Genomic DNA, 14,672 nt, shown 5'->3' with positions numbered 1-14,672 from the left:
ACTCTAGGACAGAGCCATGGCTTCCAAAACGGCCGCCGCCTCCGCAGGCCTGCTCGACGAACTTCAGACCGTTCTTGCCCACGGCACCGTCGCGCGGCGGGTCGAAACGCTGCGGCGGGTCACCGACCTGTTCCTGAACAACACCGTCGACTATTCCGACGAGCAGATTACGGTCTTTGACGACGTGTTCAATTGCCTGATTCGGCACATCGAAACCGCGGCGAAAGTGCTGCTTGCCAGGCGCCTCGCTCCCGTTGCCAAGGCTCCGCCGCAGATCATTCATACACTCGCCTTCGACGACGTGATCGAAGTCGCCGCACCCGTGCTGTCGCAGTCCGAACGGCTCGGAGATGACGCGCTGGTCGAGAACGCCCGCAGCAAGAGCCAGGCGCATCTGCTGGCGATCTCGACACGAAAGACCCTTAGCGGAGCGGTCACCGACGTTCTCGTGGAACGGGGCAATGACGAGGTCGTCAAAAGCACCGTCAACAATCCGGGCGCCGAATTCTCCGAGCAGGGTTTCACGCGGCTGGTTGCGCGCGCCGAAGGTGACGACCAGATTGCAACCTGCGTCGGCATGCGGCCGTCGATCCCACGGCATTATTATCTGAAGCTGATCGCGAAAGCCTCCGCTTCGGTGCGGGCGCGTCTCGCGGCCGCCAATCCACATCGCGTGGACGATGTGTCGGCCGTTGTCAGCGAGGTGGCGCGGCGGGCGCGAGACGCGCCGGCGGCCATCAGCAGGGAAACAACCATCGCGCACGGGCTGGTCCGGTCGCTGTACGAAGACGGACGGCTCGACGAGCATGAGGTCGCTTCGTTTGCGCAAGCCGGAAAATTCGACGAAACCAACGCCGCCATCGCCTGCCTCGCCAATGTCTCGGTCGCGGTCGCCGAGAAAATGATGATCGAATCCCAAACCGAAGGCATGCTCATTCTGGCCAAGGTGAGCGGCCTGTCCTGGTCGACCGTCAAAACCATCCTCGACATGCGCAAGAACCTCGCGGACATCGAGGTGACGGATATCGATGCTGCGGAACACATGTATGAACGTCTGCGCCCGTCCACTGCGCAGCAGGTGCTGCGCTTCCATCGGACGCAACAAGCCGCTGCTTCGGACCCCGGCCAGTGAGAGCATTTTCCGGCTAAGTGGAATCCGGTTCGCGTGAAGAAAATGCTCTAATTCAGGCCTGACGGCGGGCCGGTACCTATCCAGTAAGAACCGAAGTTTCATCGTAACGCACCCGGAGCGCGCCTGTTGGCTTCCTACGTTGCGGTGCTTTGCGAACGCAATCTTTTTGCAAAACGCCTGGCACAACTTAGAGCGTTTTCGAGCGAAGTGGATACCGGTTCGCGTGAAGAAAACGCGTCAAATCAAAATCATAGAGCCAGCTTCTGATTCCATCAGAAGCGAAAAGGCTCTAGTTGCGCTTTGGTTCCATCCTCATAGCCGAGCCCGACGCATTGCGCGGCGGCCCGATTGCGCCTGGCGCGGGAACGGAATCTCGCAGCCCGGCGTTTTATGTACAGAGTTGTGTTTGAGGCGTAGTTGAAAAGAATATCCAATGATGCGCAAAATTCTCGGACTGCTGGAATCGGCGCTGGGGCTCCTAATTCCCTCGCCGCCTCGAAAGCTTGTTCGAGCAGTTATCCGTCGTCCTCGAAGATAAAAGATAATCGGCGCGGGAGTTGGCGCACTTCGCTGAAACTCTTTTAAAGCGTGCCCAAATCGCCCGGCACTTCGCCAAATGCTTTTAGCAAAACCGCATCCGCGAATTCACCGCTGCCCGAATCGTCTGTACGGTTGAAAGCTACAGCGCCGATATGTCCCTCAGTTCGTTCGACGCGTATGATGGCATAGTGGGGTGAATTTGACATTCGCGAGTCACCTCGCTGCGCGTTTTGGATGCGAATGTTTGAATCGGACCGCTAGATCTGGATGTTCGTCTCGCGCGGCGGTCAGACAGACCAGCCCTATCCGGTCCACCGCGGTCGCCTCATTTTCGTGAATTGCCGTGGTTTCGCCGCGGTCGTCGGAAAATTCCCTTTTTTTGCCCCGGTGTGGCCACGCCCGACGGTTCTTTTGTTAACCGGAGACTGACAAACGGGGGAGATTGCCATGAGCATCAGGGCCAGCGGGCGCTCGGCGTTGATCATCGCAGCAGGACTTTGGCTGGGTTTCGCGGGGCCAATGCGCGTGACCGACAGCGCGGCCGAACCGGCCGGTCCGGCCGCCCATACCGGACATGCCGGGGCGCCGATCAAGCTCGGCAAGTTTTCCAAGCACCGATCGCACAGGCGACACGTCGCACACACGCGGAAATCGGCCAAGCCGGAAGCGAAAGCCGACACTAAACCCGACGAGACCAAAGCCTCGGCGGCTCAGGACAGCGACAAGCACATTCCGCTGCCGCCGACGGTCGCTAATGCCAACGCCGACGCCGAGATGCCCGGCGCCACCGAAGATTTACCCAAGACAGATTTGCCAAAGACCGAAGCGAGTGCGCTGGCCAGCAGCGCCGGCCAGATACTGTCTGGCAATCAGGGCGATCTCGGGCAGCACACCGACAACGCGCATTCCACGGCTGCGGAAATCGTTTCTCCCGACGAGTTCAACGAAATCGACCGCGCTTTGACCGACGACAAGCAGGCCGCGCCTCACCTCGCATTGGCTTCCATCGATACCGCACCGTCCGCAAGCAACGCCGATACCGGCCAGGCGGCCGCGAGCGACGGCTCTGCCTGGAACCATACCTCCCTGATCGGCAAGATCTTCATCGCCTTCGGCGGCCTGCTCATGCTCGGCTCCGCCGCCCGCATGTTCATGGCCTGATCCCGAGTTCATGCCGGGCTGAGAACGGCTGATATTTCCCTTCTCCCGCTGCCTCCAGTCCGTCGCCCCACGGCGGACCGGCATTTTTCCATGGTCGCCGCCGGGCATTGCCATTGATGCGCACCGCGACCGCCTTGCGGCGTAGCTGGACCGCGGGCACATTGTCCGCGCGACCGGCTGCAGCTTAGAGCCTTCCGCTTCTGATGGAATCAGAAGCGGGGTTCTATGATTCGACACGTTTTCTTCACGCGAACCGATGCCCATCCTCGGGTCAAGCCCGAGGACATGCTTCGCTCGAAAACGCTATAGTGGGATGGACCATGAGCACGTTCGAACACATCGTCGTCGAGAGCAAGGGCACGGTCGGCATCGTCAGGCTGAACCGGCCTAAAATGCTCAACGCGCTGTCGTTCGCGGTGTTTCGCGAAATCGCTGCCGCCATGGACGATCTCGAGGCTGACGACGGCATCGGGTGCATCCTGATCACCGGCAACGAAAAGGCTTTCGCCGCTGGCGCCGACGTCAAGGAGATGCAGCCGAAAAGCTTCATCGACATGGTCGACGAGGACTTCAAGGCGATCGGCGGCGACCGCGTCGCCACCTGCCGCAAGCCGACCATCGCGGCGGTGAGCGGCTATGCGCTCGGCGGCGGCTGCGAACTCGCAATGATGTGTGACATCATCATCGCCTCCGACACCGCGAAATTCGGCCAGCCGGAGATCACGCTTGGCACCATTCCCGGCATCGGCGGCACCCAGCGCCTGTCCCGCGCCGTCGGCAAGGCCAAGGCGATGGACCTCTGCCTCACCGGGCGGATGATGGACGCCGCCGAGGCGGAGCGCTCCGGTCTCGTCAGCCGTATCGTTCCGGCCGACAAGCTGATGGACGAAGCGATGGCCGCGGCCGAGAAGATCGCCTCGATGTCGCGTCCCGTCGCGGCGATGGCCAAGAGCGCCGTCAACCGCGCCTTCGAGACGACGCTGTCGGAAGGCCTGACCGTCGAGCGCGACCTGTTCCGTTCGACATTCGCGCTGGACGATCGCGCCGAAGGCATGGCGGCGTTCGTCGAGAAGCGCAAGCCGAACAACAAGAACAGGTAAGGCAAAGATAGCTGGTCGTCCCTGCGTTCGCAGGGACCCATAATCCTGACGTTTGTATTGAGACGGAACATATCTCCGGATTGCCGGCGTCATGGCGGCTGTCATGCCTCCATGGCGACGACACAGCGTATGGGTCCCTGCGTTCGCAGGGACGACGTCAGGAGGACGTCGCGCCGCTCCGCTTCAGTGCGCCGTTGACCAGCGCGCGATAGAGCCTGTCCGAAAACGTATTCGGGCGATCGAGCCCCATGCGCGCAAGCGCAGGCTGCGCGGACGCATCGCCGGGGCGCAATCCTTCCATCAGTAACCCGATGAGCGCCAATGGCGAGCGTGATGCGTCGCGCAGCGTTTCAAGCGCCGGGATCAGCCGCTGCTCGACCTCGGTGAAATCGCTGCCGAACGGAAACGGCGGCAGCAGCCCAGCCGCCTGCGCGGGTTTCAGCGCCGCCGCGATCCGGTCCGGGAAATTCGCGCGATGGGCTTCCGGTATTTCATAACCCTTCGGCAGCTTGCCGGCGTCCTTGGCCTGCCGCATCAGATCGCCCTGAAACCGCGAATCCACGACGTTGAGCATTGCCGCGATCACCTCCGCATCGGACTTGCCGCGCAGGTCCGCCACGCCGTATTCGGTGACCACGATATCGCGCAGGTGGCGCGGGATGGTAGTGTGTCCATAAGACCAGCGGATATTGGACACCAGGCCGCGCTTCTCGCGCCGGGTCGATTCCAGCGTCAGGATAGAGCGCGCGCCTTCGAGCGCAAAAGCCTGCGCCACGAAATTGTATTGCCCGCCGACGCCGCTCACCACCTGCCCGTTGTCGAGGCCGTCGGAGATCGCAGCCCCCATCAAGGTCGCCATCATGGCGTTGTTGACGAAGCGTGCATCGACGCGAGCGCGGCGCCTGGCGACCTCGTCGCCGTAAAGCTCATTGGTAAAGGACACCGCCGTCATCTGGATGCGGGCGCGCTGCTCCGGCGTCATCTCGCGCAACGCACGATAGAACGATTGCGGCCCGAGAAAGAACCCGCCGTGCAAAACCGCGCCATCGACCTCGCGCTTCAATACGCCGGCAGAGATCAGTCCGAGAAACGCCTCGAACACCATTTCGCTGACGCCATAAAGACCCTTTGCGAACGGCGCGGCTTCCGCCATTGCGTTGCCGGGCGCGAGCCGCGCCGCGATCTCCCGAAACCGCGCATTGTCGCGGTGACGCAGGATCAGGCTTTGCGCCAGCGCGTCGCCGACCTGGCCGATGCCGATCTGCAGACTGCCGCCATCCTTGATCAACGCCGCCGCGTGCAGGCCGATGGCATATTTGGTGTCCGACACCGGCTCGGATGGCGGCGCGAACAGCGGGAAATCGGTGTCGGGGCTGTCGAGGATGGCGCTGAACTCGCTGGCCGGCAGATCGCCGGCGCCGGGCATGAACGGCAATTCTGAATTGACCTGTCCCACCAGTTTGAACGACGCCCGGCCCGCAGCGCGGGCGCGCAGGAGGTCGAGCGTGGTGTCGGTGTTGCTGCTCAGACTGTAGCGGGTCTCGCCATTGACGACACGCTTCGCCACAAGCTGGGTGATGACATTGAGGCCGCGGTCGAGGATATAGGATGCGGCGTGGGTGTAGTTGGCGGCGATGTAGTGTTGCTGGGCATAGGCGTTGCGCAGCCACTTGCCCGCCAGGAAAAAGAATTCGGTGACCTTGATGTTCGGCGGCAGCGTACCCTTGTGCAACGCTGCGGCATAATCGAGGTCGGGCCAGCCGCCGAACAGACGGTCGATCACCGGCGCGATGAATCGCCTTTCCAGTTCGTTCGACGGTCGCGGCTTTTCGAGCGTCAGCGCGGAGAAGAAGGTCAGGTCGAGACCGCGATCGGCGGCGGCCCGCTGATAGAGCGCATTGACGATGTGATTGGCCTTGCCGAGCCCCAGCGGCAGTCCCACCACGAGATGAGGACCGACATCACGGATGATGTCGTCGGCGATCGCGGCGGCATCGGTGAAAATCTTGGGCATCAGGATATCCAAGGAAAGCGATCCCTCAGCTCTTCCACGCTTCGCTCGCCACCGCAATCGCATTCGCGGAACAAACCACCGTCATTGCGAGCGAAGCGAAGCAATCCAGAAGCCACACACCAAGACTGGATTGCTTCGTCGCAGTCGGGACGACGCTACGCGTCGCCCTGAGCTCCTCGCAATGACGGCAATTCAACTTAGGGAACCTCTGAGCAACGTCACTTTTCTGAAGTAGTCGCAACAGGTTTGCGTTGGCGGTGAAGGGTCTTTTGTTTACACCTGCCGCGGGCGGCATTCGCCCGGCGGCTTTGTCAAGCGGACGCAAGTGTCCTGCGGGCAAGGAATAGGTTTGCGAGCGCGAGCATCGCGAAGACCTGTGCGCCGTTTTTGGCGATGCCGCGATAGCGAACCTTGCGATAGCCGAACTGGTATTTCATCACCCGGAACATGTGCTCGACCTTGGCGCGGATTTTTCCGAAGCGGCGATTGCGCCGGCGTTGCGATATCGACAGCGGGCGTCCGGGCTTCGCTTTCGCCTTCACGGCCCACAGAACACCCGCTGCTTCCGCCTGTCGTTGTTTGCGGTCGTTGGCATATCCCTTGTCGCCATACACCGCACGATCATCCTCGCGGATCAGATTGTCCATGACCTTGGCGTCATGCACACTGCCTGTGGTCACGCCCGCGGTGTGCACGAGCCCGCTTGTCGCATCGACACCGATGTGGGCCTTCATGCCAAAGGACCACTGGTTGCCCTTCTTCGATGAGCGCATCTCGGGGTCGCGCTTCTGTGCCTTGTTCTTCGTCGATGGCGATGCCGCGATCAGCGTCGCGTCGATGATGGTGCCGCCACGCAGCAGAGCACCGCGAATCTCCAGAAACTCTGCAATCGCGACGAATATCGCCTTCGTCAACTCGTGACGCTCCAGCAGATGCCGGAAGTTCAAGATGGTCGTCTCATCGGGGATGGTGTCGCGTCCGAGCTCCAGACCCGCGAACGTGCGCATCGAGCAAATGTCGTAAAGGACTTCTTCCGCGCCGGGATCAGAGAGGTTGTACCACTGCTGCAAGCAATAAATCCGTAGCATCACCGCCAATGGAAATGGTCGCCGACCGCCACTCGGACCCGCCTTGGGATAATGCGGCTCGATCAAAGCTTCGAGCGCGACCCAAGGCACCACGCCTGCCATCTCAGCCAAAAACACATCTCGCTTCGTGCGCTTCTTCTTGGCCGCATAATCGAGCGACGCGAAACTCAGCTGGCCCATCCGAGCGCCTCCCCGAATCAATGATCGAAGAGTGCCATAGTCGCCAAGTTGTGCAGAGCACTCAGTCACAGGAAGTTGTCACCGCATCGCTGGGGTTTCGGTTGCGGTCGACGCGGATAAAGATACATTAGAAATGCATCTTTAAGAGCAACCCCCGAACGTGCGGCATCGGTGTCTCGGCTAGCCGTAGCAAGGCTTAGGCAGGATAGGTCGCGATCCTGCCTCGCCGATCGTGATCCGCGACTGAAGGAACAGCAATGCCAGAAAGAGTCGAATGGTTCAGCCGTGAACACAATGTCTTGGCAACCGCAAGGAGCGGTCTTTCACAAAGGAGAGGTATGATGAACAGAGCTAACAGATACAATCAGTTCCATGTCGATGGACCATCGTTCGATCCTGCTGACACTTTGGTGCCGATGCTGATCGGAGGTCTTGGTCTCATTGTCGTTGGGATGATCGCAGTCGGCATATTCGTGGGATGATCGCAGCCGGCATATTTGTTTAGAAATCAGCTCAGGATGTGTACGGCGGCGACAAAGAGGCCACGGAGCAGCCGCCAGCACACACCTGTGACAACTCATCGCCGCCAACACCGTATCAATCCGGCTGACCGCCGCCTAAGGCCTTGCGGGCGAGCGCGTGTTCGTAGCCTGGCTTGATGGCTCCGTGCTACATCGAGCAATCACTCCTTAAAGCCTTTCAGAATTTAGTGCCCATCGTTCAGGCAGCAGCGTTGCGGACAACATAGCCCGCGCGCACCTTCGACGCATGAAGGTGCGCTCATTATTCTTTATTTTTGCAACGCTTGTCTGCGCGAGCGCTGCGGATTTTCCGCCGCATGACTCGAAGACCTATCCGTCCGGCACCAATAACTGATGATGCGCGCGCTGCTCGCGTTGCTGGTTTTGTCAGCGCTGCCAGCCTGGGCTGCCGTTGGCCCCTGTATTAGCCCGAATGCGGTGCCGGGCGGCCTTCACTGGAACGGCAGCACCATCCGACTTTGCACGGCGGCCGGTTACGTCAGCATCACCGGCGTCGTCAGCGACACCACTTGCACCGGCCGCGGCGGCCAAGTCGATCGCTTTGGCAATGAGCAGTATTTCTGCAACGGATCGGTGTGGGTCAATCCAAGCTGCGGCACGCCCAGCGGCACCTGCGTGGCAGGCCGCGCGGGAGGGCGTGAGTATTTCAGCGGCGGGACGCCATACTATGCGACGTGCAACGGCACCAACTGGCTGCCCTGGGCGACCACGGCACGCGCCAGTGCCTGCACCGGCAGCTATACCTGGACCGACCAAACGGCCGCAGGCTCACGGAGTTGGACCAGCATCGCCTCATCGAGCGACGGCAGCAAGCTTGCGGCGGCCGTCGTCGGCGGTGACATCTACACCTCGACCGACACTCGGACCCGCCTTGGGATAATGCGGCTCGATCAAAGCTTCGAGCGCGACCCAAGGCACCACGCCTGCCATCTCAGCCAAAAACACATCTCGCTTCGTGCGCTTCTTCTTGGCCGCATAATCGAGCGACGCGAAACTCAGCTGGCCCATCCGAGCGCCTCCCCAAATCAATGATCGAAGAGTGCCATAGTCGCCAAGTTGTTCAGAGCTTCCCTAACAACCTTGGTTCGTCATTTGGCGAATTGTCGAAGCCTCGAAAAAGGCGAACCGGCCGTCGCGCGTCGATCTGTCTAGTCCGCCTGCGGGAGCGGCGTCCTGAACCCAAGTTATCCACACCTGTTCAGGGCACAGCCATGACCGTACATGCGCGCGAACGCGCGATCCGCGTTCAGATAGGGACTGAGAGATTGAAAAACAGCGGGCGGCGTTTGACACAATGCTGACTGAAAGCTGATCTTGACCAACTAGCCCCTAGCATTCGTCCGTTTGCCATAAATCATGAATTTTCGTCTTGCTCCGCGTTGATTTTTTCGATTGCCGCCTCTGCACGTTCCATAAGCTCGCCAAAAGCCAGCGACGCGAAATAGTATTCCTCGCCCTTATCCATACGGCTTGCGCCGTCTGGTATGAGAAGCCCGCGACTCGCGATCTCTGCGAGAGCCTCGCTCAGCCGCTCTCGGTCGATTTTATCCTTATTGTTGGCGTCATTTGCTAAACCGTGAGCCGAAACGAACGGCCGCGAATTGAGCGATTGCTTCGTAGGAGAGGTCAACGATGAATTTATTAGAGCGATGACCTTCAGATCAATCTTTGTAAGCCCCTCAAGCCGTCGCGCCATTCGAGAAACGGCGGGCGCGTCCGGCACCTCTTGTTTCAACTCGTTGGCTATAAAGGAAGCTAGCAAGCGCAAGTTATGTTCGTACTCGCCTTCTTTGGCGGCTTCGAAATACCGATAGGCCATTGGCACGAAAAGCGATGCCTTATTTTCCGGCAGTTCCGAGACTTCCTGCGTTTGCAATTCTTCAACGAGTAGGTTCTGCGGGCGCTTAATAAAGCGATCAATGGCGAAAGTCAGAACTGAGCCCAAAATCCCTGCGCCTGGATAAACAACGTTGGCGAGGTTCGATCCGATTCCGATTGTGAGTTTTGTAGTGTCCGCTAGAAGACCGGACGGTTTCTTATCTTGATTTTGAGACATCTCGGCCCTCGCCAAATTTTCCATTGAACAGCGTATATTCAGCACTGGATTCGACCTCAAGCAACCATGAACGGATGGTCATCCGTCCACGGTGTCCGGCCCTGCGTCATCTCCTGACTCTAAGAATTTGCCAATTAAGGAATTGAGGGCTGCCCATAGGTGAGGGCCGTGGTCGACGGGACAGCGCGCCCCTCATGTCGCGCCGGGCCGTGTTGTCCGAGCATGACCGGCGCGGCGCATTTCTCTCGGAATTTTAGGAGCTGCCATGACTCGCTCTAATCCTGTCTTCGAAGGCTTGGCCGCAGGTTTGAGACCAGCCGACGCCACCGACGAGCCCGGTACGTTCCACGTCGACCTTGCCGACATAAGGGCCGCTGAGCGGCTTCGCCTTGTGAAGCACGCCGAGAGGCAAACCGAATTGATGGAGGCTAGTCTGGCCGCGCAACAGCGCCTCGCCGATGCCGCCGAGCGACAGGCCGCTGCGTTCGAGACTCTAAGCTCGCTACTGGCCGGATGCATCGGCATCGGCACTTCAGCGTGTTCGGGCGAGTGGAGTTCGGACCCGTGGAAAATGCGCGACGCGTTCTATTTGCGCACGGGCGAGGGTCGCCGCAACTTCGGATGCGATCAAACCGGAGACGACAGCGATGCAGCTTGAGAACGCCACGACGCCCGCATGGTTGAAGCTTCACGTTGACGCGTTGAAGCCGATCAGCTTGACGATGAAGGCCGTCGAGATCGCCAACCGGGTAATTCAGGCACAACAGGAGCGCGATATTTGCGCCGACATGGATATGCAACGATGGCTACGGACGTGACACTTCGAAATTCGATACTGGCCGTAAGCGGTGCGCTCGACAACGCTTCCGCCGAGCTAAGGAAGCTCTGCACAACTTGGCGACTATGGCACTCTTCGATCATTGATTCGGGGAGGCGCTCGGATGGGCCAGCTGAGTTTCGCGTCGCTCGATTATGCGGCCAAGAAGAAGCGCACGAAGCGAGATGTGTTTTTGGCTGAGATGGCAGGCGTGGTGCCTTGGGTCGCGCTCGAAGCTTTGATCGAGCCGCATTATCCCAAGGCGGGTCCGAGTGGCGGTCGGCGACCATTTCCATTGGCGGTGATGCTACGGATTTATTGCTTGCAGCAGTGGTACAACCTCTCTGATCCCGGCGCGGAAGAAGTGCTTTACGACATTTGCTCGATGCGCACGTTCGCGGGTCTGGAGCTCGGACGCGACACCATCCCCGATGAGACGACCATCTTGAACTTCCGGCATCTGCTGGAGCGTCACGAGTTGACGAAGGCGATATTCGTCGCGATTGCAGAGTTTCTGGAGATTCGCGGTGCTCTGCTGCGTGGCGGCACCATCATCGACGCGACGCTGATCGCGGCATCGCCATCGACGAAGAACAAGGCACAGAAGCGCGACCCCGAGATGCGCTCATCGAAGAAGGGCAACCAGTGGTCCTTTGGCATGAAGGCCCACATCGGTGTCGATGCGACAAGCGGGCTCGTGCACACCGCGGGCGTGACCACAGGCAGTGTGCATGACGCCAAGGTCATGGACAATCTGATCCGCGAGGATGATCGTGCGGTGTATGGCGACAAGGGATATGCCAACGACCGCAAACAACGACAGGCGGAAGCAGCGGGTGTTCTGTGGGCCGTGAAGGCGAAAGCGAAGCCCGGACGCCCGCTGTCGATATCGCAACGCCGGCGCAATCGCCGCTTCGGAAAAATCCGCGCCAAGGTCGAGCACGTGTTCCGGGTGATGAAATACCAGTTCGGCTATCGCAAGGTTCGCTATCGCGGCATCGCCAAAAACGGCGCACAGGTCTTCGCGTTGCTCGCGCTCACAAACCTATTCCTTGCCCGCAGGACACTTGCGTCCGCTTGACAAAGTCGCCGGGCGAATGCCGCCCGCGGCAGGTGTAAACAAAGGACCCTTCACCGCCAACGCAAACCTGTTGCGACTACTTCAGAAAAAGTGACGTTGCTCAGAGGTTCCTTTAGATGTCGCCGCCAGGACCGACTTGGGTGCTCTGCGTGCTTCATCAGAATCGAGACCCAGTTATCGATCGTCAGCGTTTGATATCTAATACCAAGACTCGCTGATCAAGACCGGTACGCCCAATCACGCATTCCGATGAACATAATGCGCCAAGGCTGATCGATTAGCCTGTTCCAGGCATAGCAGCAGTGATCGACGATATTTTCGTAGGACTTGAACACGCGGTTCGACAACCAATTGTCGCGCATGAACTGCCAGACATTTTCCTGCGGATTAAGTTCCGGGCATTTCGCTGGCAGCGGCAGGATCGTGATGTTGGGTGGAACGATCAACCGGCTTGACAGATGCCAGCCGGCCTGGTCGAGCAGCAAGATGGCACGCTTGCCTGGCGCGACCTCGGTCGCGATTTCGGCCAGATGCAGGTTCATCGCCTCGGTGTTGCATGCGGGCAGGACGAGGGCTGCGCCCTTGCCGCCCTTCGGGCAGATCGCGCCGAAGATGTAAGTGGAGGCGGTTCGCTGGTCGCGCGGCGCCGAAGGCCGCGTTCCGCGCCGCGCCCAACGTCGCGTGATCTTGTTCTTCTGGCCGATGCGCGCCTCGTCGCCAAACCATATTTCTATATCGGCTGGATCGACGCTCTTGTCCTTCGCAATTTCCGCCACTCGGGCTGGGAAGGTTTTTTAAAATTCTCGATCGCGCCCTCGGCTTGCGCATGATGGCGCGGACGGGCGGAGAGCTTGCGATAGCCCATGCCTCGCAGTTCCCGGCTCAGAGTTTGCCTGGAGACTGTGACCCTGAACTCCTCATACAGCCACTGGCAGAGATCGACGATGCGCCAACGGATAACGCCGTGAGCAGGGATCGGCCCGCTTTCGATCACGGCGGCCAACGCCTGACGATGCTCGTCCTTGAGCCGGGACGGCTGCCCGGGCGCCTTGCGATCGAAAAGGCCGTCCGGTCCGAGGGCATTGAACTTCATCACCCAGTCGCGAACAATTTGCACCCCCACTCCGCCGATCCTGGCTGCTTCCGTCCGCGTCGCACCGTCGTAGATCGCGGCCAGAGCCAGAAGTCGCCGCGCCTGCGGCCCGTCTTTCGACCGCCTGGCAGCGGACCGTGTCGTCTGCGCGTTGAAATCGGCCCGGAGTGGCAGCGGCGACATGGTGAACCTCCCTCGTTCGCCAAGTTGAACCAGCCCGCCGCTGATTTGAAAAGCCCCACAGAGTCACGCTCCACGAGATTTGGTATAATAGCATTACAGTCGTAATTTGTATTGCGCGCTTTAGCGAGTTCTGACTCGATGCATCACCATGATTCGACATCAATCATGGACGACGGGCGCGTCGACCGAAACGGTGCTGGAATTGTGGGCGGCGTCGCTGCGGGACGTAAAGCGACGGATGCGTCCGTTGTTTGCGCAGGCGCGTACGGCGGCGAGCGCGGGCGCTTTCATTGACGGACTGCTGAGCGAAGAACGGCGCAAGACTGGCTGGATGCGGGCGGAAGCGGCGGGCGATCCCGGCCCGTGGCGCCAGCAGGAGCTTCTGGGCCGAGACCGCTGGGACGCCGACGAGTTGCGCGATCTGGTGCGATTATGTGGTCGAGCATCTCGGTGACGAAGGCGCGGTGCTGGTCGTCGACGAGACCGGCTTTCTGAAGCAGGGCAAAGTCTCCTGCGGAGTGGCGCGACAATACACCGGTTCGGCCGGAAAGATCACGAATTGCCAGATCGGGGTATTCGCGGCCTATGTGTCGCGTCACGGTCATGCCTTCATGGACCGCGCGCTCTATCTGCCGAAGAGCTGGACGGACGATTCGCGCCGCCTGAAAGCCGCGCATGCGCCAGGCGATGTCGGATTTTCGACGAAACCGCGGCTCGCGGCCAAGATGATCGCGCGGGCCATTGCGGCGCGCGTCCCATTCGCCTGGGTTGCAGGCGATACGGTCTATGGCGTCGGCGACATCGAGCGGGATTTGCGCCAGGCTGGCAAAGGCTATGTGCTCGGCGTTGCCGCCACCGCTGGTTCGGATCCTGGAGCCGGAAGCGGCTGATCGGCGGTTCGGCGGAAAAGATCGCCAAAGCGCTGAAGCCGACCGATTGGCGCCGCCTGTCGGCAGGCAGCGGAACCAAGGGCCGCGGCTGCATGACTGGGCGTATCTCGAACTCGCCGATCTCGACGCCGGTGAGTTCAATGAGGAGCGCAGCGGCTTGTGGACGCGCGGCCTGCTGATCCGACGCCATATCGTCGATGGCGAACTCGCCTACTTCACCACCTGGTGTCCCGCCGGAACGTCCATCAAGCAGCTGGTCGCCGTCGAAGGGCATCGCTGGGCGATCGAAGACAGCTTTGAGACCGCCAAGAACGAGTTCGGCCTCGATCACAATGAAACGCGATCCTGGCATGGCTGGCATCGTCACGTGTCGCTTGTCATGTTGACCTTCGCGATGATGGCCGCCATTCGCCGAAAAGCCAACGCGCCGTCTCAAAAAAAAACATCGCGCGCAATCCGAACGCGCGAGACTTCATCCGTCGGTCGGTCTAGGAAATCCGCAGAATAGCGCAGCGGCTCGCGCGAAAACGAATACGACCTGGCTATGTCATCGCATGGTCGCTGTGGCGACGCGCTCACCAGGCCGTCGCTCAAAAAACCCACATCAAACAAAAATTGCGACTGTAATTCTAGTGCAAACACAAATATCTACGGTCGATTGCACCCGATATGCTATCTTTCAGGACCGTCGATTGCCATTTAGGGGCATATGATAGTTCCTTAACATTGCGTAACTAAAACAGGTGTCGTTAATTGGTCATTAACTGACGCTCTAAAAAACAATGGCAAACCATT

Annotated in this window: 13 protein-coding genes and 2 pseudogenes; 9 read left to right on the top strand and 6 right to left on the bottom strand. The window is 60.1% G+C overall.

Annotated features, from left to right (window positions below; all coding sequences use genetic code 11):
- Positions 1-16 precede the first annotated feature (16 nt).
- Both V4R08_RS02040 and V4R08_RS02035 read left to right on the top strand, forming a co-directional pair.
- Positions 17-1,132, top strand: coding sequence for a DUF2336 domain-containing protein (locus V4R08_RS02040; protein WP_335577807.1), 1,116 nt, complete (start codon positions 17-19; stop codon positions 1,130-1,132).
- Positions 1,133-1,258: 126 nt separating this feature from the next.
- A complete protein-coding gene (locus V4R08_RS02035; RefSeq protein ID WP_335577806.1) occupies positions 1,259-1,399 on the top strand; it encodes a hypothetical protein in 141 nt (46 codons plus the stop codon).
- Between the two features lie 314 nt (positions 1,400-1,713).
- On the opposite strand, the gene V4R08_RS02030 is transcribed toward V4R08_RS02035, so the two are convergent.
- Entirely contained in the window at positions 1,714-1,878 is a 165-nt protein-coding gene (locus V4R08_RS02030; protein ID WP_335577805.1) for a hypothetical protein, read from the bottom strand.
- 241 nt (positions 1,879-2,119) lie between these two features.
- Between V4R08_RS02030 and V4R08_RS02025 the strand changes: the two genes are divergently transcribed.
- The gene (locus V4R08_RS02025) at positions 2,120-2,833 is read left to right on the top strand and encodes a hypothetical protein (protein WP_335577804.1); all 714 of its coding nucleotides are present in this window, start codon (positions 2,120-2,122) and stop codon (positions 2,831-2,833) included.
- A 320-nt stretch (positions 2,834-3,153) separates the two neighbouring features.
- Complete coding sequence (locus V4R08_RS02020; protein WP_335577803.1) at positions 3,154-3,933, top strand: enoyl-CoA hydratase; 780 nt, start codon at positions 3,154-3,156, stop codon at positions 3,931-3,933.
- Between the two features lie 157 nt (positions 3,934-4,090).
- Here V4R08_RS02020 and V4R08_RS02015 read toward each other — a convergent pair whose 3' ends face one another.
- Positions 4,091-5,947, bottom strand: a complete 1,857-nt coding sequence (locus V4R08_RS02015) for an acetyl-CoA hydrolase/transferase C-terminal domain-containing protein (protein ID WP_335577802.1) — start codon at positions 5,945-5,947, stop codon at positions 4,091-4,093.
- A 311-nt stretch (positions 5,948-6,258) separates the two neighbouring features.
- The gene (locus V4R08_RS02010; RefSeq protein ID WP_335577801.1) at positions 6,259-7,215 is read right to left on the bottom strand and encodes an IS5 family transposase; all 957 of its coding nucleotides are present in this window, start codon (positions 7,213-7,215) and stop codon (positions 6,259-6,261) included.
- A 341-nt stretch (positions 7,216-7,556) separates the two neighbouring features.
- Here V4R08_RS02010 and V4R08_RS02005 point away from each other — a divergent pair, with 341 nt between their 5' ends.
- Complete coding sequence (locus V4R08_RS02005) at positions 7,557-7,697, top strand: hypothetical protein (RefSeq protein ID WP_335577800.1); 141 nt, start codon at positions 7,557-7,559, stop codon at positions 7,695-7,697.
- Positions 7,698-8,621: 924 nt separating this feature from the next.
- Here the strand turns inward: V4R08_RS02005 and V4R08_RS02000 are convergent.
- Together V4R08_RS02000 and V4R08_RS01995 are read right to left on the bottom strand one after the other, a co-directional pair.
- Positions 8,622-8,765 (bottom strand): annotated as a pseudogene (locus V4R08_RS02000) (IS5/IS1182 family transposase); the annotation flags it as partial.
- Positions 8,766-9,111: 346 nt separating this feature from the next.
- A complete protein-coding gene (locus V4R08_RS01995) occupies positions 9,112-9,813 on the bottom strand; it encodes a hypothetical protein (protein ID WP_335577799.1) in 702 nt (233 codons plus the stop codon).
- Positions 9,814-10,078: 265 nt separating this feature from the next.
- Between V4R08_RS01995 and V4R08_RS01990 the strand changes: the two genes are divergently transcribed.
- From V4R08_RS01990 to V4R08_RS01980, 3 genes are all read left to right on the top strand, one after another.
- The gene (locus tag V4R08_RS01990) at positions 10,079-10,471 is read left to right on the top strand and encodes a hypothetical protein (RefSeq protein ID WP_335577798.1); all 393 of its coding nucleotides are present in this window, start codon (positions 10,079-10,081) and stop codon (positions 10,469-10,471) included.
- A complete protein-coding gene (locus V4R08_RS01985) occupies positions 10,461-10,631 on the top strand; it encodes a hypothetical protein (protein WP_335577797.1) in 171 nt (56 codons plus the stop codon). The genes V4R08_RS01990 and V4R08_RS01985 overlap by 11 nt, the downstream gene beginning before the upstream one ends.
- 123 nt (positions 10,632-10,754) lie before the next feature.
- Positions 10,755-11,711 carry an IS5 family transposase gene (locus V4R08_RS01980; RefSeq protein ID WP_335577796.1) on the top strand — a complete coding sequence of 319 codons (957 nt, stop codon included), beginning with the start codon at positions 10,755-10,757 and terminating at the stop codon, positions 11,709-11,711.
- A gap of 218 nt (positions 11,712-11,929) precedes the next feature.
- Here V4R08_RS01980 and V4R08_RS01975 read toward each other — a convergent pair.
- A protein-coding gene (locus tag V4R08_RS01975) for an IS630 family transposase (RefSeq protein ID WP_335577795.1) occupies positions 11,930-12,987 on the bottom strand; the annotation gives its coding sequence in 2 pieces (ribosomal slippage) (positions 11,930-12,501 and positions 12,501-12,987; 1,059 coding nt in all).
- Between the two features lie 148 nt (positions 12,988-13,135).
- On the opposite strand from V4R08_RS01975, the pseudogene V4R08_RS01970 reads away from it, so the two are divergent.
- Positions 13,136-14,385: pseudogene (locus V4R08_RS01970) on the top strand (IS701 family transposase).
- The last annotated feature ends 287 nt before the right edge of the window (positions 14,386-14,672 follow it).

It is taken from the genome of Nitrobacter sp. NHB1, assembly GCF_036964665.1.
GTDB lineage: Bacteria > Pseudomonadota > Alphaproteobacteria > Rhizobiales > Xanthobacteraceae > Nitrobacter.
This window is presented reverse-complemented; position numbering and strand designations above follow the sequence as displayed.